Source organism: Paenibacillus sp. SAF-068 (assembly GCF_051967555.1).
Taxonomy (GTDB): domain Bacteria; phylum Bacillota; class Bacilli; order Paenibacillales; family Paenibacillaceae; genus Paenibacillus.
Genome location: NZ_JBQCJX010000012.1, coordinates 1 through 17,771 on the forward strand (window position 1 = coordinate 1; position 17,771 = coordinate 17,771).

At 46.3% G+C, this 17,771-nt stretch carries 17 protein-coding genes, 1 tRNA gene and 1 pseudogene; 14 read left to right on the forward strand and 5 right to left on the reverse strand.

What is annotated here, in order from left to right:
* Positions 1 to 427: 427 nt before the first annotated feature.
* The 9 genes from guaB (at position 428) to ACTHPG_RS27755 (ending at position 8,698) form a co-directional block, all read left to right on the forward strand.
* Positions 428 to 1,885: an IMP dehydrogenase gene (guaB, locus tag ACTHPG_RS27715; protein ID WP_440392503.1), complete on the forward strand. Its 1,458-nt coding sequence runs from the start codon at positions 428 to 430 to the stop codon at positions 1,883 to 1,885.
* 413 nt (positions 1,886 to 2,298) lie between these two features.
* Positions 2,299 to 3,687: a D-alanyl-D-alanine carboxypeptidase family protein gene (locus ACTHPG_RS27720; RefSeq protein WP_440392504.1), complete on the forward strand. Its 1,389-nt coding sequence runs from the start codon at positions 2,299 to 2,301 to the stop codon at positions 3,685 to 3,687.
* Between the two features lie 340 nt (positions 3,688 to 4,027).
* A complete protein-coding gene (pdxT, locus tag ACTHPG_RS27725) occupies positions 4,028 to 4,618 on the forward strand; it encodes a pyridoxal 5'-phosphate synthase glutaminase subunit PdxT (RefSeq protein ID WP_440392505.1) in 591 nt (196 codons plus the stop codon).
* A gap of 273 nt (positions 4,619 to 4,891) precedes the next feature.
* A complete protein-coding gene (gene serS, locus ACTHPG_RS27730) occupies positions 4,892 to 6,175 on the forward strand; it encodes a serine--tRNA ligase (protein WP_440392506.1) in 1,284 nt (427 codons plus the stop codon).
* 192 nt (positions 6,176 to 6,367) lie between these two features.
* Positions 6,368 to 6,456: transfer RNA gene (locus ACTHPG_RS27735), tRNA-Ser, on the forward strand.
* A gap of 192 nt (positions 6,457 to 6,648) precedes the next feature.
* The gene (locus ACTHPG_RS27740; protein WP_124118848.1) at positions 6,649 to 6,990 is read left to right on the forward strand and encodes a hypothetical protein; all 342 of its coding nucleotides are present in this window, start codon (positions 6,649 to 6,651) and stop codon (positions 6,988 to 6,990) included.
* Between the two features lie 26 nt (positions 6,991 to 7,016).
* Positions 7,017 to 7,193, forward strand: a complete 177-nt coding sequence (locus tag ACTHPG_RS27745; RefSeq protein WP_440392507.1) for a hypothetical protein — start codon at positions 7,017 to 7,019, stop codon at positions 7,191 to 7,193.
* Between the two features lie 21 nt (positions 7,194 to 7,214).
* On the forward strand, positions 7,215 to 7,367 hold the full coding sequence (locus tag ACTHPG_RS27750; protein ID WP_036607296.1) for a small acid-soluble spore protein P: 153 nt from the start codon (positions 7,215 to 7,217) through the stop codon (positions 7,365 to 7,367).
* Positions 7,368 to 7,603: 236 nt separating this feature from the next.
* Entirely contained in the window at positions 7,604 to 8,698 is a 1,095-nt protein-coding gene (locus tag ACTHPG_RS27755; protein ID WP_440392508.1) for a hypothetical protein, read from the forward strand.
* A gap of 258 nt (positions 8,699 to 8,956) precedes the next feature.
* Here ACTHPG_RS27755 and ACTHPG_RS27760 read toward each other — a convergent pair whose 3' ends face one another.
* Positions 8,957 to 9,526 (reverse strand): GNAT family N-acetyltransferase, encoded by a 570-nt coding sequence (locus tag ACTHPG_RS27760; RefSeq protein WP_440392509.1) that lies wholly within the window; start codon positions 9,524 to 9,526, stop codon positions 8,957 to 8,959.
* Positions 9,527 to 9,575: 49 nt separating this feature from the next.
* Complete coding sequence (tadA, locus tag ACTHPG_RS27765; protein ID WP_440392510.1) at positions 9,576 to 10,076, reverse strand: tRNA adenosine(34) deaminase TadA; 501 nt, start codon at positions 10,074 to 10,076, stop codon at positions 9,576 to 9,578.
* A gap of 1,299 nt (positions 10,077 to 11,375) precedes the next feature.
* On the opposite strand from tadA, the pseudogene ACTHPG_RS27770 reads away from it, so the two are divergent.
* Together ACTHPG_RS27770 and rluF are read left to right on the forward strand one after the other, a co-directional pair.
* Positions 11,376 to 12,748, forward strand: a pseudogene (locus ACTHPG_RS27770) (PAS domain S-box protein).
* A gap of 18 nt (positions 12,749 to 12,766) precedes the next feature.
* The gene (gene rluF, locus ACTHPG_RS27775) at positions 12,767 to 13,468 is read left to right on the forward strand and encodes a 23S rRNA pseudouridine(2604) synthase RluF (protein WP_421895874.1); all 702 of its coding nucleotides are present in this window, start codon (positions 12,767 to 12,769) and stop codon (positions 13,466 to 13,468) included.
* Between the two features lie 138 nt (positions 13,469 to 13,606).
* Here the strand turns inward: rluF and motB are convergent, their stop codons facing one another.
* Together motB and motA are read right to left on the reverse strand one after the other, a co-directional pair.
* The gene (gene motB / locus ACTHPG_RS27780; protein WP_253428960.1) at positions 13,607 to 14,425 is read right to left on the reverse strand and encodes a flagellar motor protein MotB; all 819 of its coding nucleotides are present in this window, start codon (positions 14,423 to 14,425) and stop codon (positions 13,607 to 13,609) included.
* Entirely contained in the window at positions 14,412 to 15,212 is an 801-nt protein-coding gene (gene motA, locus ACTHPG_RS27785; protein ID WP_339242860.1) for a flagellar motor stator protein MotA, read from the reverse strand. The genes motB and motA overlap by 14 nt, the downstream gene beginning before the upstream one ends.
* Positions 15,213 to 15,445: 233 nt before the next feature.
* On the opposite strand from motA, the gene ACTHPG_RS27790 reads away from it, so the two are divergent.
* The 3 genes from ACTHPG_RS27790 to rbsK all read left to right on the forward strand — a co-directional run bounded on the left by ACTHPG_RS27790 (position 15,446) and on the right by rbsK (position 17,313).
* Positions 15,446 to 15,739 carry a hypothetical protein gene (locus tag ACTHPG_RS27790; protein ID WP_340400080.1) on the forward strand — a complete coding sequence of 98 codons (294 nt, stop codon included), beginning with the start codon at positions 15,446 to 15,448 and terminating at the stop codon, positions 15,737 to 15,739.
* Positions 15,740 to 15,988: 249 nt separating this feature from the next.
* Positions 15,989 to 16,285 (forward strand): 4a-hydroxytetrahydrobiopterin dehydratase, encoded by a 297-nt coding sequence (locus tag ACTHPG_RS27795; protein ID WP_062838136.1) that lies wholly within the window; start codon positions 15,989 to 15,991, stop codon positions 16,283 to 16,285.
* A gap of 44 nt (positions 16,286 to 16,329) precedes the next feature.
* Complete coding sequence (rbsK, locus tag ACTHPG_RS27800) at positions 16,330 to 17,313, forward strand: ribokinase (protein WP_440392511.1); 984 nt, start codon at positions 16,330 to 16,332, stop codon at positions 17,311 to 17,313.
* Between the two features lie 74 nt (positions 17,314 to 17,387).
* On the opposite strand, the gene ACTHPG_RS27805 is transcribed toward rbsK, so the two are convergent.
* Positions 17,388 to 17,747 (reverse strand): c-type cytochrome, encoded by a 360-nt coding sequence (locus ACTHPG_RS27805; RefSeq protein WP_278297432.1) that lies wholly within the window; start codon positions 17,745 to 17,747, stop codon positions 17,388 to 17,390.
* Positions 17,748 to 17,771 lie beyond the last annotated feature (24 nt).

The following is a 17,771-nucleotide window of genomic DNA, read 5'->3' on the forward strand; positions in this document are numbered from 1 at the left end:
CCTCTAGCGCCGATGGTACTTGGACCGCAGGGTCCTGGGAGAGTAGGACGCCGCCAAGCAAAGAACCACTGCCGATGTTATTCGGTGGTGGTTTTTATTTATATATAAATGAATAGTTGAGGTATAGAAAGTAATGTGAATACATCAATTGCATAGCCTAAATGACTAAGTAAAAGATAAACGTCATCCGATCTGAGTGGACGTTTATAGGTTATATTGATTACACTTGTCCTCATGAGAAAAACAGTTGTATTCATGAGACAACACACCTTATATAACCAAGTACTTTTCCTTGACAGTCTAAATATCGCTTTGCTAAGATGGCAATAATAAATTTTTCAGAAAACGTATTTTCGGCGTAAAATACAGCCTGGAATCTTCGGGTTTTGGACCGTAAAGCTGAGCAAACATAAGGAGGAACACTTGCGTGTGGGAAGATAAATTTGGTAAGGAAGGCCTCACCTTTGATGATGTATTGCTAGTGCCACGGAAATCCGAGACACTGCCTAAAGAAGTAGATGTATCTATTCGCTTAAGCGATAGTGTAAAGTTAAACATTCCTTTGATCAGTGCGGGTATGGATACGGTAACTGAAGCGACTTTGGCTATTGCCATTGCACGTGAAGGCGGTATCGGTATCATTCATAAAAATATGTCTGTTGAACAACAGGCTGAAGAAGTAGATCGTGTTAAGCGTTCGGAGAGCGGTGTTATTACGAATCCATTCTCACTGACAGCAGATCACCTGGTGTCTGACGCAGAAGAAGTTATGGCGAAATATCGGATCTCTGGTGTACCCATTATTGAAGGAGACCAGAAGCTGGTAGGTATTTTGACCAACCGGGATTTGCGTTTTATTCATGATTATGGCATCAAAATCAGCGAAGTCATGACTCGTGAAAATCTGGTTACCGCTCCTGTAGGCACTACACTGCAAGAGGCTGAAGGTATCCTTCAGAAGCACAAAATTGAGAAACTTCCATTAGTTGATGAGACGAACACGTTGAAAGGTCTTATCACCATTAAAGATATTGAGAAAGCCATTCAATTCCCTCATGCAGCCAAAGATGCTCAAGGACGTTTGCTGGTTGGTGCAGCAATTGGTATTTCCAAAGATACATTTGAACGTGCAGATGCTTTGGTACAAGCTGGTGTGGACTTGATTACGGTAGACTCGGCTCATGGACACCACATCAATATCATTGAAGCTGTGCGTCAGCTTCGTGAACGTTTCCCTAGCTTGACCATCGTTGCAGGTAACGTCGCTACTGGTGAAGCCACTCGTGACCTGATTGAAGCAGGGGCTTCGGTAGTCAAAGTGGGTATTGGTCCAGGTTCAATCTGTACAACACGCGTTATCGCTGGTATTGGTGTACCTCAAGTAACTGCTGTGTACGATTGTGCAACAGTGGCACGTGAATATGGAGTTCCAATTATCGCGGACGGCGGAATTAAATATTCCGGTGAAATTACGAAGGCACTGGCTGCAGGTGCACACGCAGTAATGCTGGGAAGTTTGTTTGCCGGCACAGCGGAAAGCCCAGGGGAGACAGAGATCTTCCAAGGACGTAGCTACAAAGTTTATCGTGGTATGGGTTCAATGGCGGCAATGAAACAGGGCAGTAAAGACCGCTACTTCCAGGATGATGACAAGAAACTGGTTCCAGAAGGAATTGAGGGCCGTGTCGCTTACAAAGGTCCATTGTCTGATACCATTCACCAACTGATCGGTGGTCTGCGTTCCGGTATGGGTTACTGCGGTACAAGCAACCTGGAGCAGCTTCGGAACGATACTGGTTTTATTCGCATTACAGGTGCAGGTCTGCGTGAAAGTCATCCGCATGATGTACAGATCACAAAAGAAGCACCTAACTACTCGTTGTAATCGGAAGAGAGTTAATCATTTCCAGGACAGGCTCGGTGATTTTCACCGGGTCTGTCTTTTTTTGCAGATACCCCTGTGATAGAATAGAACAAGCGGTGACGATCCCAGGTTGGATTAAGGCGTTACGGCGGCTATTTGACGTGAATCTATGAATATGGTTTTGAAAAGCAAATGGAATGCCAGAAAGACTGGCAGCTACACAGAGCGCGGACGTCCTTTTACATAAGCATTCGCAAAATGCGGACTAAGTGACAATCGATAACGAACTTTAGAAGCAATAATATTGCTTGTTCGATATAGCGCATATACCACACCTCTTACACATCATTGCACAGGTTAGGGAACAAGAAAATCGCAGCATAAGCTGCACTGAAGCAATTAACAATGCTTTGGAACGAAGGGAGTATTCATCATTGAAAGCCAAACACATGAATAAGAAGAAACGCCAAATGCTCAAAAAGAGCGTAGCCTCGGTAATGCTAATTAACATGCTTTGCATGTCTGCAGTAATGCCGGTCATGGCTGCTGCGAATAACTCCGGTCAGGTTCTGACTGCTGCAGCAACAACAACAAAGACGGAGAAAGCGGTACAGGTTCCTGGGGTAGACTCACTTGGGCTCGAAGTTAGATCAGCAGTGCTCATGGAGGCATCAACGGGTCAGGTTCTGCTCAATGTCGATGCGGATAAAGCCATGCCACCTGCGAGTATGACCAAAATGATGACAGAGTACATTGTCGCCGAACAAGTCAAACAGGGAAAATTCGGTTGGGACGATATTGTAACTGTTAAAAAGAATGCTGCACAAAGTGTCGGATCACGTATTTTCCTCGCGGAAGGTGACCAACACACAGTTAAGGATCTTTATATTGCCATGGCTGTTGGTTCTGCCAATGACGCTACGGTTGCTTTGGCTGAATATGTTGCAGGTTCGGAAGAAGATTTCGTGAAAATGATGAATGAGGAAGCGAAGCGCATGGGCATGAAGGATACGTTCTTCATCAACTCTTCCGGTCTCGATCGAGCAGATATGCCTGCGGACTTCCGTCCAGCTGAAGACAAAGAAACAGTGATGTCCGCACTGGATGCTGCGATTCTGTGCAGATATATCATCATGGACCACCCGGACTACAAAGATTTTACAACGATTCAATCCTATAAGTTCCGTCCTAACGATAAAGCCCCAATTATCAATTATAACTGGATGCTGGAAGCGAATAAAAATATAACCAATTTCAAAAGCTATGCCTATGAAGGTCTGGATGGAATGAAAACAGGCCATACCACGAACGCAGGTAATAACTTTACAGGTACGGCGGAACGTAACGGGATGCGTCTGATTAGTGTCGTTATGGGCACAGATTCGGAATCCGCACGTTTCAGAGAAACTAAAAAGGTATTGGACTTTGGATTTAACAACTTTGAAGTGAAGCAGGCTGTTGCAGGCAAAACCAAAGTGACAGGGTGGGAAGCTGTACCTTTGAAAAAAGGTAAAGAAACAACCGTTCCTGTCGTAACCGATAATGCGGTAAGTTTCGTTGTACCCAAAGGTACTCAGAACCTGGATGTGACGTTCAAAGCCAACGTAACTGAGGCTGACAAGTTGGTAGCACCAATCAAGGCAGGTACGAAGGTTGGCACAGTAACGTACACGTACAAAGCAGATGGAATTGAGCCTCAGGAAAAAACAGTGAACTTGATCACCGCGGAAGAAGCAGATAAAGGCGGATGGTTCCGGTTGTTCTTCCGTGCTGTGAAGGATTTCTTAGTGGATCTCTTTGACGGAATCAAAAACCTGTTTTAGCCCATAGCGTACTTCTTGAAAAAGAGTATGATCATGAATATGATGCTTATGTGGTCATATCATTGAGAAAATACAAGTTATTCCGACCGGATGGATTGTATATTTACACTTTTTCCGGTAAAATATCAAGTTAGAATTCACGTATAATGAAGCAAAAAACTCCAATGTTCATTTACTGGGTGGAGCGGCTAATGGCTCTATTTAAGGCATGAACGACACATACATTACGGGCCGAAGTGTCCAAGATCTTGGAGCACCGATGAAGGGCATAGAGATATCCACACTTGCACCTTTCGAGCGTATGAAAGATCGCGGCTGGTAAGAGAAGGGGAATGTGCAAATGAAGATCGGCGTTTTAGCACTTCAAGGGGCTGTCACAGAGCATATACGGAGTATTGAACGCGCTGGAGCAGAAGGAGTGGCTATCAAACAGGTTCAGCAGTTGAACGATCTGGATGGTCTTATCCTTCCTGGCGGGGAGAGTACAACGATTGGCAAACTGATGCGTAAGTATGGGTTTATGGATGCTATTCGAGCGTTTGCTGCTGAGGGCAAACCGGTATTTGGTACCTGTGCTGGCTTAATCGTTATGGCTAAGCATATTACAGGACAGGAAGAAGCTCATTTGGAGCTAATGGATATGACTGTATCCCGAAATGCATTTGGACGGCAGAGAGAAAGTTTTGAAACAGACTTGCCGGTCAAAGGCATTGAGGAAACGGTGAGAGCTGTGTTTATCCGGGCTCCCTTAATTGAGAGTGTGGGAGACCAGGTGGAGGTTCTCTCCACCTACAAGGATGAGATAGTAACAGCTCGGCAGGGACACTTGCTGGCTTGTTCGTATCACCCGGAGTTGACGGACGACTATCGTCTGCATGCCTATTTTGTAGACATGGCCAAGACCTACAAACACACGGTGGACCTTAAATAGTGTATGATGTACAACCTATGATCTCCCGGTCATCGGATCACTTCCCCAGTAGCCTTGTAAGGCCGCTGATTGGCAGTTGCATCTGAACGGATGCCTGATGTTGCCTGTATCTGCTTCATAGCGGGAATCGCAGCTGAGGGTCACACGGGGGACATAGGTTGTTTTTGTGGTTACAGATTCCGATAAGTATATAGTAAGGTATACACAGTAGAGTTTTGAGATTCGATTAAACATAAGGCTTCACTACGTGGGGTTATTTAGGAGGGGTATATCGTGCTTGATGTGAAAATATTGCGGAATGAGTATGCACGTGTAGAAGAAGCATTGACTAAACGTGGCAAATCGCTGGATCTTATCGCTGGATTTACCGAGATGGATGCCAAGCGTCGGGAATTGCTTCAAGAGAGTGAAACGCTGAAAAGCCGTCGGAATACGGTCTCTGCGGAAGTTGCTAGACTGAAGAAGAACCGCGAGAATGCTGATGATCTGATTGTGGAGATGCGTGAAGTGTCTGATCGTATCAAAGCCATGGACGAAGAAGTTCGGGAACTTGAAGTGAAGATCAATGATCTTACCATGGCGATTCCGAACATTCCTAACGAAAGTGTACCTGTTGGAGCTTCTGAAGACGACAATGTTGAGATCCGTCGTTGGGAAGAGCCCAAGTCATTTGCTTTTGCACCAAAAGCCCACTGGGAAATTGCTCAGGATCTTGATATCCTTGATTTTGAAGCTGCAGCCAAAGTAACAGGATCTCGTTTTACCTTTTATAAAGGGCTGGGTGCCCGTCTGGAACGTGCATTGATCAACTTCATGATGGATCTGCACAGCGATCAACATGGATATGAAGAGATTCTGCCTCCATACATCGTTAATCGGGATAGCTTGTTTGGAACAGGTCAACTGCCTAAGTTCGAGGAAGACCTGTTCAAGTTGAAAGATACCGAATATTACCTGATCCCTACTGCTGAAGTTCCGGTAACGAACTATCATCGCGAAGAGATTCTGAATGTAGATCAGTTACCTAAGCACTTTGTGGCATACAGCTCTTGTTTCCGCTCTGAAGCCGGTTCGGCTGGACGGGATACACGCGGCTTGATTCGTCAGCATCAGTTTAACAAAGTAGAGCTGCTTAAACTCTCTACTCCGGAGACTTCGTATGAAGAACTGGAGCAAATGACTCAAAATGCGGAGCGTGTACTTCAATTATTGGGATTGCCTTATCGCGTTCTGACATTGTGTACCGCAGATATGGGCTTCACTTCAGCTAAAACGTATGATATCGAAGTATGGTTACCTGAGAGCAACACCTACCGTGAGATTTCTTCCTGCTCTAACTGTGAGGATTTCCAGGCACGTCGTGCCAATATCCGTTTCCGTAGAGAGCCAAAAGCCAAACCGGAATTTGTGCACACATTGAACGGTTCAGGATTGGCTGTTGGACGAACAGTAGCCGCTATCCTGGAGAACTATCAACAGGAAGATGGTACGGTTGTCATCCCAGAAGCATTGCGTCCTTATATGGGCGGCACAAGTGTGATTGCACGTCGCTCTTAAGAGTTAATTAACCCTCCTCATCGAGAGGAATACAGATTCCATCCGTCATTTCAAAGTGGCGGATGGGAGTCTTTTGTATAAACTGAGGTTGTGTCCGATATAAATTATCAAATATAATATAAAAAGGTTGCATTATGATGTTGAGATGTGGTATGATATTTTTCGTGGCAAGTTTATAAAAGTTAATTCCCTGGAGAGGTACCGAAGCGGTCATAACGGGGCGGTCTTGAAAACCGTTAGGGGGCAACTCCACGTGGGTTCGAATCCCACCCTCTCCGCCATACTACACTTATAACAAGGATTCGAGCGATCTCGCTCGAGTCCTTTTTTGCGTTGTGAATTCATTTAACGCCCTGAGCATACAGGTTGGTGCCGGATGTATACGTTACGCCGTAACACGTTATTTTTTCAATAACGCTGAAATGTATAAAAACATCTTCATCGCCGCACTTTATAGGAGTGGAGGTGGTAAGATGAACCGCGAGTTAAATATTGATCAGACAGAGCTTGTAGGGGCTTGGCAAGAGCGTTTGCCTCAAGTCTTGAATGTTGGCGATCAGGCTCAAGTGATGGCGGATGAAGCCGATCAGCAGGCCATTCGGATACACATTGCGACAGCAGGTCACGAAATGTATTCTTTTGATTTCAAATGTGCATATGTCGATTCCCGTGAAGTCAGTGTACAGCTGATTGATGTGGAACGGGATGGGCGAACGACAGATGAGCGTACAGAGCCGATTCAGGAACTGGCTCACGATTATACACGTCACATCCACGAATGCGCCCAGTCGTTACAATCCCAGACGAGACAATAGCCTGAAATCTGAAGGAGTGAACTCAATTGACTAAAGCCAAAGCGGGAGTGGACAAAAACCTGCAAAATGTAGTCGATGATCTGGAGCAACCAGTAGTAAACAGTCATCATGCCCAGCAGATTCAACAAGATATTAATGATCGCCGTCATCAGGATGCACTGAATCATGACAAAACGGAAGATAGGGACCCATCCCATTCCTAACAATGATGAGGGGGCAATACTATGAGCAAACCAAAAACAATTCCCGTACCGGAAGCGCAAGCATCCGAACAGCATCGTCATTCATCCAAACGCTCTTCCATGCAGGAACCGTTATCCGGTTCCAAAAAAGTGAAAAATCAAAATCATGTGGATCATTTGAATCCCCAAGGTTAATTTAGAAGAAACCAAATCACGCACAAGTCCCTTGTTACCTAACAGGGGGCTTTTGCGTATTCATACATATATAAAGACATGCACATGCTGAATCCCAAACCTCACATAGGTCTTTGTAGCCATTTTAAAGAGGAAAGATCACAATTTTCCCAAATTAGGTTTCAGTATCTGGTGATATGGTATATCATTGATATTGAATTACTTTTTTTGGGGTTATCACGAGAGGAGAGAAACAAATGACTAAACGTATGGGGGCGCTTCTTCTTACGTTGCTGTTGACCGTATCTATGGCCTTGACAGCATGTAGCAGCAAGCAGGAACCGAAAGAGGCATTGAAGACGGCTGCGGCCAATGCTTCCAAACTGACTTCGTATGAAATGAGTTCTAACTTCACTATTAATGAATTGAGCTATAAACCTGCGGATGCTTCACAGACTGATCCGACCATGACTCAGTTTATGAGCATGTTGAAGGATGCTCAGTTGAATGTAACAGGTGTATACCAAAGTGAGCCAATGCAGACAGAGATGACTCTTGGCATTGAACTTAAAGGCGACATGGGCATGACCTTTAACATTCCGATGGTGATGACGGCAGAGAAACTTTATGTGAAAGTGCCGAATATTCCTTTCTTCCCGATGCCGGAGAATGTTGTTGGCAAGTTCCTGGAGCTGGATCTGAAAGAACTGGCCGAGCAAGAGGGTACGGAATGGAACCCGAATGCTATGGATGCAGCCAAAACCCAAAAGCTGAGCAATGAAGTTATGGACGCGGTACTGAGCGAGTACGACCAAGCTAAATTCTTCAAAAACCTGGACACCAAAGATGCACAGCTTCCTGAAGGTGTAGATGCGAAACAGGTTGTACAATTCACAGTGAATAATGACAATGTGAAAGAAGCCGTTACTGTACTGGTAACAAAAGCTATGCCTAAAGTATTGGATATTCTGTCCAAAGAGGAATATCGTGAAATGCTGCAAATGGATCAGGCTGATATCGACAAAGCTAAAGAAGATTTGAAAATCACTGAAGCAGATCAGGCTGAAATGGCTAAAGACTTGGATAAATTGAAAGATGTTCTGACAATCAACCAATTCAACATTGATTTCGCATTAGACAAAAACGACTTCCCTGTGTATCAGAAGATGGTCGCTGATGTGCTGATCAAGCCAGAAGATTCGAAAGACGAAGTGAAATTGGCGTTTACCGGTTCCAATACGTACACTAAGATTAACGAAAAAGCAGCATTCAAAATCAACATCCCATCTGGCGATGATGTAATTACCATGCAAGAGTTCGAAGAACTGATGAACGCTTCATACGGATACTAATCTCGCTGAATTCAAACCGTCTGTAATTCAAGTGAAGGATCATCTCCTTCCGCTTGGATACAGGCGGTTTTTTATGTTAGACAGCGTAAGAGGGGATATCCGCAGAATGATTGATCTTTGACTTTGAATTGTGGCTGGTGATCCATATAAATAAAACCGCACTCTCCTACATGAATAGGGTAGTGCGGTTTTGAATATTGAATTTGTATCGTCTTGAATTGGGATACAGACAGCTTTGTGGTGGAGCTTCTAATTTAATTAATTCGCAAGTTCACCCAAGTCCTCAGCAAGTACAGCATAGATCTGATGATCCTGATATTTTCCGTTGATCTTGAGGTATTTGCGGGCAATACCTTCCAACTGGAATCCGTTCTTCTCCAATACGCGCTGTGAACCTTTGTTGGAGGGCAATACCGCAGCCTGAACCCGATTTAACTTCAACGCCCGGAAGCCATAAGCTACGGCCAGTTTAACTGCTGCTGTCATTCGTCCACCGCCCTGATAATCCGGATGGATAAAGTAACCCATATCAGCATAATTGGCAACGCCCAGTACGACATTGTTAAGACTTACTTGTCCAATCAACAGGCTGTCTTTAATGGTATAGATTCCAAATTGGTATCCTGTACCTTCTTCAGCTGCTTTTACCCGATCCTCAATCCGTCGAGTCTGAGCATTCAATGTATAGAATTCATCGTCTCGCAAGGGTTCTACAGCCTGGTATGGAACACGTGTAATCTGAATCAGGTCCAGATAGGACTGTGTGTCCTGAGGTGTAAGCAGCCGAAGGCTTATGCCATTGGCTGTATCATAGAGTGTTAATGCCATTGCAGCACACTTCCTTTCCAATGGGGATGTTTGTAGTCGGTGACTACTTTTATTTTTGACGCAGACGTCTGAAAAATTGAGTTAGCATCGTGGAGCATTCAGGTTGAAGGATATCCGGGATCACCTCGGTGCGGTGGTTAAAACGAGGCTCCTGTAGCAGGTTCATCAGTGTACCTGCACAACCTGCCTTGGGATCAGCCGTACCAAAGATTACACGGGGGACCCTGGATTGTACGATTGCACCTGCACACATCGGACAAGGTTCCAGGGTGACGTACAGAGAACAATCCAACAAACGCCAAGCTCCAATAGTCTCGCTGGCCTGACGAATAGCTACCATCTCTGCATGGGCGGTGGAATCCAGTGTAGTTTCACGCAGATTGTATCCTCGGCCAATAATGCGGTTATGTTGCACAATTACAGCTCCGATAGGCACTTCTCCAAGAGCCTCGGCCTTGTAGGCCTCAGCAATGGCCGCCCGCATCCAGTGCTCATGTTGGGCCTCCTCAGATAAATTCTCAAAATCGGGCTGGAGAGAATGGTCGTTCATTACAATATAACTCCTTCCAAAAAGCATTTATTCAGCGAACAGGCATTCGGGTTGTTAACATGTTGTGTATAGAAATGTGGATAAACATAGAGTTGCTCACATAGTTATAAACAAACTATCCACAAGCCTGTGGGTATGTGGATAAAAATAGTGATTAATTTCATTGTAGAGTTCGAAAATGCAAAAAACAACGAATTTCGAGCTTTTCAGTCATTCGGTAACTTTTGGACACAGGTCGAATATCCTTTTCAAAAAGACATACAAGCGTTATGATGGAGATAGGTTTTGCCATATATCGCCAGAGGGTACAAGCCGAGAGGTGAACAAAAAAACTTGTCTATTAAAACGAAATTATCCATGATTATGTCGTGCTCAGTGCTCGTTATTTTAGTGTTGAATATCGCACTGAGTTATTATACTACAGAAGAGAATCTGAGGCAGGACAGTGAAACCAAGATGGTGCTCACTGCAAAGCAGATCGCAATTGCTGTCGAACAGAATCAATACAGTTCGGATTATGTAAAACGACAGATTGGCAACAATCTGTGGCTTGCTGCTGTCATGGCAGCGGAAGAATTGGACTCGGATATTAATAATATCACAAATGAAGAACTTGTTCGCTTGAGTCAGAAGGTCGGCGTCTCACATATATCGTTGATGGAGCAGACGGATGATGACATTGTGGTTAGCCGTTCTTCCGATCCGAGAGAGATCGGGTTGTCCACCAAATCCATGACGTATTGGTATCAGGCCTTTAAGCAGCTGTTTGAAAAACAGCAGGTAACGATCCCCCAGGGGCAGAAGTTGGAGCATTTCTGGTCAGATGGATTCGAATATTCGACATCCAGTCCTTCGGATATTGATATCTGGGGTTACTACCATGATGGAAAGAGAAACTACATAATCAATCCCTTCTATAATAATACGGAAGTTGATGACTATGTGAAAATCTCTAGTCCGGATGAGATTTTGAATAAAATTCGTGAGGTCAATCCCTCCATTCTGGAGATTACAGGCATCAATCCGTTGACTTTCGGCAGCCCGAACATGGGTGACGACGGAAGAGATTCGAACTTTAGCAAGTTGAATAACAGACCGATTCGTTTTGGCACATACCAGTATGGTTCTACGGATGAGGATCATCGTGCTGTAGTGCGCGCCATTCGAACAGGGCAAAACGTATCCTTTGTCAGTGAAACGCACGAACAGAAGGTACTGAAGAGTTTTATTCCCATTTTCACACCCAATCAGTCTTCCTATGTAATCAGTATTGTCATGGACTATAAGCAAATATCCTCCATGGTATCAGAGCAGCTGGTGAGCCATGCCTCGATATCTCTGGTTTTGCTGGAGATCGTGATCTTTGGCAGTTATTTGCTCGCAGGTTATATTACGCGACCGATCCAATCCATACTTGGCAAAGTGAATGATGTAGCAGATGGACACTTTGACTTTCGTCTGAAAGTACGGAGGAAAGACGAGCTTGGCCAACTGGCCAATCGAATTAATGCCATGATTCGGAATTTGGGCCATTATACGAGCCGTCTGAAACAAATGTATGAAGAGAATCGGGCGGTGAAAGAGCATCTGGAATCCATTATCAATCAGACTGCGGATGCCATTCACATTACGGATCTTGAAGGGAAAGTGCTGCGGGTTAACCGGGCATTTGAACAATTATATGGTTTTCGAAGCCGTGAGGTGGAAGGTCGTAATCTGAAGATCATCCCGCCAGAGGCAGAAGAAGAAATGAAACGCCAGCATGCCCAACTCGTTGAGGGAATGTCCATTACGTCGAACGAAACCACCTGGATGAAGAAAGACGGGACTCGGGTAGAGGTCAGTGTCAGTACGGCTCCGGTACGAGACGAGGCTGGAGAGATTACCGCGCTTATAAGTGTCTCCAGGGATATTACAAGTCGTAATCGGATGGAAGAGCTGCTCAGACGCTCTGAGAAGCTTACAACCGTGGGGCAGCTTGCAGCAGGCGTGGCGCATGAGATTCGTAATCCACTGACCACGCTGCGCGGATTCCTACAATTACAGCAAGAGAGCAATAAGCTGAATCATCGTCATCTGGATCTGATGTTATCGGAGCTGGATCGCATCAACCTTATTGTGGGTGAGTTTCTTATTCTGGCGAAACCGCAGGCGGTTCATTTTCAGAATCGGGATATTCGCTTTATTCTCGGCGATGTCATCTCGTTACTGGATAGCCAGGCACATCTGCATGGTGTAGAATTTGTACTGCGTGCCTCAACCGATTCAGCTATGGTACACTGTGAAGAGAATCAGTTGAAGCAGGTATTCATCAATTTGCTGAAAAACGGTATGGAGGCCATGCCAAATGGAGGAAGCATCCACATCAAGCTCAAGCATGACGAGCAGTCGCAACGTGTCAGAATTGAGATCAGGGATGAAGGGATCGGAATCCGGAAGAGATGATGCCCAAGCTAGGCGAGCCCTTCTTTACAAATAAGGAGTCTGGGACAGGACTTGGCCTGATGGTCAGTCAGCGCATTATTCAATCACATAAGGGCATGATGGATATTAAAAGCGTCATGAACAAGGGAACAACGGTTATCATTGAACTGCCTGCATCCGAGCAACTACCGGAGGTTATTGAGGCAGATCGGGTAACGGATGAACCAATTACAGATGAAGAGAAATAGATGAGGTGAGATTACCTTTTGCGTATTAATAAATTTATTAGTGAAACAGGTTATTGCTCCCGGCGTGAAGCCGACAAGTTGGTGGATAGTGGTCAAGTAACCATTAATGGAGTTAAGGCTGAACTGGGCAGTCAGGCAGAAGAAGGCGACGATGTACGCATCAATGGCAAGCCGATCAAGGAAAAGAGAAAACATGTATATATTGCTCTGAACAAACCGATTGGGATCACGAGCACAACGGAGCAGCATATTCAGGGCAATATCGTTGATTTTGTCGGGCACGATGAACGTATCTTCCCAATTGGACGTCTGGATAAGGACTCGGAAGGTTTAATTCTGATGACCAATGACGGAGATATCGTCAACCGGATTCTAAGAGCAGAGGGACGCCATGAGAAAGAGTATATCGTCACGGTTGATCGAACTGTAACGCCAAGTTTCCTTAGAGGCATGAGCACCGGGGTTAAGATTTTGGGTGAAATGACACTGCCTTGTACCGTGACCCGGATGACGGATCGTGTGTTCCGTATTATCTTGACCGAAGGAAAGAACCGCCAAATTCGGCGGATGTGTAGTGCTTTTGGTTACGAGGTTCGTAAGCTGAAGCGGGTTCGGATCATGAATATCCATCTTGGAGAAATGGCGACAGGTTCTTGGAGAGAGCTTACCGCCGCTGAAAAAGCAGAGCTGGGCGGTCTCTTGGACTATTCACTGGAATAGTGGAATTCGGCTCTAACTGATTTAAACGATATAGAGATAAAATGTAAAGATAAACCCAGCATAAAGATATATACACGAAAAGACCGTTCTCCTTGTATCTGGAGAACGGTCTTTTGTTTGATGCATCGCAGCAGGCTTCTAGTTTCCTTCGCCAACGGCTTTTACATTCGTATTGTTACTTTGATACTTCCGAATGATAGACACCTCTACACGGCGATTCTGTGCCCGTCCGGTATTGGTGTCATTGCTGGCAATCGGGTGATACTCTCCATAACCACTAGGTGTGAATTTGGAAGGATCCAATTGTGTGTTCAGCAACAGGATTTTGAGGAAGTTGAGCGCACGATCTGCACTCAGATCCCAGTTATCCTTATATTGGTTGTTCGAAATGGGAATATTATCGGTATGACCGGATACGACTACTTCATATTCAGGGAACTCCTGCAGCATGCTTGAAATCGCTTTGGCCAGGGAGCGTGATTCAGGCTTCACATCTGCTCGGCCTGAGGAGAACAGGGCGTTATCACTGATGGTGATCTTCAATTCAGACTGGTTCAGCTTGGTGTTCAACTGGTCTGAAAGCCCGTTCTTCGAGATATACTGGTCAAGCCGTTTTTTGAGCTTCTCCAGATCTTCCTGTTCTTTTTGAGCCATCTGTGCATCCGTAATTTGAGCTGGTGTTTTCTTGGTGATTTCTGTAGGTTCCTGTTTGTTCTTGCCCAGATCGGCACCTGGCGTATCCGGATTCATGGACGTATGATCCAGAATACCGGAGCCCCCATTCAATGCACTGCTTAGAGCGGAAGCCATCTGTTCGAACTTGGCTGCATCAAGTGAACTCATGGAGAACAACGTGATAAACAGGGCAAGCAACAAAGTCATCAAGTCAGAATAGGGAAGCAACCAGCTTTCGTCTATATGTTCTTCATGTGGTTCGTGCTTTTTAGCCTTTTTCACCTGATGATCCCTCCTTCTCTTCCAGTTGTTTACGTTCGGAAGGTGTCAGGAATACGGATAACTTTTGGTTGATGGCAATGGTGGAGACGCCAGATTGTATGGATAACAATCCTTCAACCATCATCAGCTTGATCTCCATTTCTTGCTTGGACATCCGCTTCAGCTTGTTCGACATCGGGTGCCATAACACGTAACCACTAAATATACCAAGGAGTGTTGCGATAAAGGCTGCCGCAATCGCATGGGAGAGTTTCTCCATGTCACTGAGATCGGCAAGTGCTGCGATGAGACCTACAACGGCCCCGAGAACCCCGAGCGTGGGTGCGTACATCCCCGCCTGAGCGAAGATCAAGGCACCGCCACGGTGGCGCTCCTCTGTAGCGTGAATATCTTCCATGAGTACATCACTTACAAATTCCTGATCGTTGCCGTCGATAATCATACGCATACCGCCACGAAGGAACTGATCGTCAATCTCTTCTACTTTTGATTCCAGTGCAAGCAAACCTTCACGACGGGTAGTGGAAGCCCAATCCATAAACGTGCCGATCAGGGATACTCGATCAATAAGTACTTGGTTTTTGAAAATAATCGCGAAAAGCTTAGGGATTTTTTTAACTTCAGACATCGGAAATGCGATAAAGATAGTTCCTGCCGTACCAACAAAGATAATAACGTAGGCTGCCGGATTGTTAACCAGGTTGATTAAGGGCGCACCCTTCAGGAACATACCGAGTACAAGGGAGACCAGTCCAAAAACTAGTCCAATAATCGTTGAAATGTTCATCATACACCTCATCCATGAGATAAAATTGAATCCTTTCAAGCGGCTGTATTCGGGCTTCCGGACGAATTTTTGGCCGCAATCCGTTCAATGTCAGGCATTCCTTACGGTTGCTAAAACAGTTAAAACGGTCATATATGTATTTATCGACCAGAAGGCCTTTTTTTTTAAGGGTTATTTTCAGGTATAATAAGATCAAATCCGCTCCTTAGGGGCCGAATAGGAGTGAAAAGCCAATGGGCGTAAAGCATGGACGGGATTATGAAGGAATTTTGACAGATTTGACAACGGCAATCGGACGCATACCGGATCGGTATGTTTTCTTTGAAATGGACGCGGAAGAATGGGAGAGACTCGGGGCACCTGAGCAACTTGAAGTGGATGAAGCGTTAGCGGAGGATCTGTTCTACGCGCTGGGTGAGGAATCAATCATTCCGGTTGGAAGTGGAGTGGTTATTCATGATAAGGAACAGCACCGCATTCATATTTTGATCGGGGAAGAAGAGTTGACGTTTGTACCTTTAATTTAGTGTGTATACATGTATTTTCAGAGGTGTGAATGGAACTGAAATTATCCCCAAAGCCTTATGGTGATTGGTTCTATGCCATTTAAGTTGATTGGATTTTGAAGCTTGTCCGTGGTAAGATGTTAGTCGTGAAACGGGCCAACCGCATGGCGGCGAGCCTGGCCTTTGAGGTGCTGACGAAGCGCCGAAGGTGTTGGTGGTTATACGGACAGACGTCTGTAATGTACCATCCTATGGGGAGGAAGATAACGCATGGTTTTTTCGCAAGAGGAAGTCGAAGCTCATCTGGGAAGGCTGGAAGGCTGGGAACTGGAAGAGGGACGGTGGATTGTACGCAAATTCGTGTTCTCCAACTACATGAAAGGGATTGCATTTGTGGATGAGGTCGCTGCGATCTCGGAAGCATTCAATCATCATCCTTTTATTACGATTGACTATACAACGGTTACGCTCCGTCTCACGTCATGGGACGCAGGAGGTATCACATCTGTAGATATCAAGGAAGCCGGGCAATATAACGAAGCGTATGACAAAATGAGGTCGGAATAACGAATTCGGTTATTATCGCGCGGCCGGAAGTGAGTGAACCATACATGTCAGACTATAATCAGAAACAACCTCTTATTGCTGTCGTAGGCAGTCTCAATATGGATCTCGTGGTGAAGACAGATACGATTCCGGAAGAGGGAGAGACGGTGAGCGGTGAGGAGCTGTATTATCTTGCTGGTGGTAAAGGGGCAAACCAGGCTGTTGCCGCTGCGCGTTTAGGTGGACAGACGACGATGATTGGTGCGGTGGGCTCGGATGGTTTTGGCGAACGTCTGCTGCACAGTCTGACGGAAAGTGGCGCAGATGTCTCGCAGGTTCGCAGATTGGAAGACATGGTTACAGGAACAGCTTCCATTTGGCTCTCTCGGGGAGACAACCGGATTATCGTTATTCCAGGTGCGAATGGGCAAGTTGTGCCTGAGATGCTGGAAGACGCGGATACGGTAGAAAGCCTGACTGCAGCCGCAGCGGTGCTGCTGCAGCTGGAGATCCCGCTGCCAGCGGTTACCCGCGCCGCCCAACTGGCGGCTGAAGGCAGCGCACTGGTGGTGCTCAACCCGGCTCCCGCGGTGCCGGGTCTGCCCCAGGAGCTCCTGCGGTGCGTCGACGTTGTCACGCCGAACCGCAGTGAGCTTGCCGTACTTACCGGCCGGGATCAACTCCGGCCGGAAGACCTGGATGCGGCGGTCGCAGAGCTCGCCGCATCCCTCGGGGCCGCTGTCGTCACGACGCTCGGCCCCGAGGGGGCTGTGTACGCGGCGGCGCCTGGTGGCCGCGTACAGGCAGGGCGTGCCGGCGCATGCCGTGCGCCCGGCTACGCCGTAAGCGCCGTCGATACGACCGGCGCTGGCGATTGCTTCAACGGCGCGTTGGCGGTAGCCCTCGCGCGCGGTGAGACGTTGGACGCGGCCGTAGGCTTCGCCATGGGTGCGGCCGCGTTGTCCGTGACGAAGCTCGGCGCCCAGTCTGGGATGCCGTCCGCACATGAAGTTGAGGCCTTTCTGGCCGAGCATGCGGCAGAGGCCTAATCAATAGCATAACAAAGAGGCTCTTATTTTCCCAAAAGGGGATTAAGGGCCTCTTTGTTACACGTGTGCAGAGATTATTTCTTCTCTGATAGCCACATGGCGATATTGGCAATCTCTTCATCCTGCAGTTTGCCCTTGAAGGAAGGCATACCGCCACCTTTACCTTTGACAATCGTAGTGTAGATCTTCTCCAGATCATCCTGGCTGCCGATGTTTGCTAGAGCAGGTCCTACACCGCCCTGAAGCTGATCCCCGTGACAGGAGATACAATTGGCTTTGACCAGTGCTTCAGCCTGTCCGGCATCCAAAGTTACTTCCGGCATGGTTGGCTTGGCTTCTTCAGCCACTTCTTCTTTCCCTGGAAGCGTAAACATTAAAACAATAGCTAAAGCGCATGCTGCAAAAAATACTCCGCTCATGATCCATTTGTGCATCCCTTATGTCCCCTCCAGAATGAA

Coding starts and splice junctions, on each gene's coding strand:
- pdxT (WP_440392505.1), top strand. CDS start 4,028: ATGAAGATCGGCGTTTTAGCACTTCAAGGGGCTGTCACAGAGCATATA.
- ACTHPG_RS27740 (WP_124118848.1), top strand. CDS start 6,649: ATGAACCGCGAGTTAAATATTGATCAGACAGAGCTTGTAGGGGCTTGG.
- ACTHPG_RS27750 (WP_036607296.1), top strand. CDS start 7,215: ATGAGCAAACCAAAAACAATTCCCGTACCGGAAGCGCAAGCATCCGAA.
- ACTHPG_RS27755 (WP_440392508.1), top strand. CDS start 7,604: ATGACTAAACGTATGGGGGCGCTTCTTCTTACGTTGCTGTTGACCGTA.
- ACTHPG_RS27760 (WP_440392509.1), bottom strand. CDS start 9,526: ATGGCATTAACACTCTATGATACAGCCAATGGCATAAGCCTTCGGCTG.
- tadA (WP_440392510.1), bottom strand. CDS start 10,076: ATGAACGACCATTCTCTCCAGCCCGATTTTGAGAATTTATCTGAGGAG.
- motA (WP_339242860.1), bottom strand. CDS start 15,212: ATGAACATTTCAACGATTATTGGACTAGTTTTTGGACTGGTCTCCCTT.
- ACTHPG_RS27790 (WP_340400080.1), top strand. CDS start 15,446: ATGGGCGTAAAGCATGGACGGGATTATGAAGGAATTTTGACAGATTTG.
- ACTHPG_RS27795 (WP_062838136.1), top strand. CDS start 15,989: ATGGTTTTTTCGCAAGAGGAAGTCGAAGCTCATCTGGGAAGGCTGGAA.
- rbsK (WP_440392511.1), top strand. CDS start 16,330: ATGTCAGACTATAATCAGAAACAACCTCTTATTGCTGTCGTAGGCAGT.
- ACTHPG_RS27805 (WP_278297432.1), bottom strand. CDS start 17,747: ATGCACAAATGGATCATGAGCGGAGTATTTTTTGCAGCATGCGCTTTA.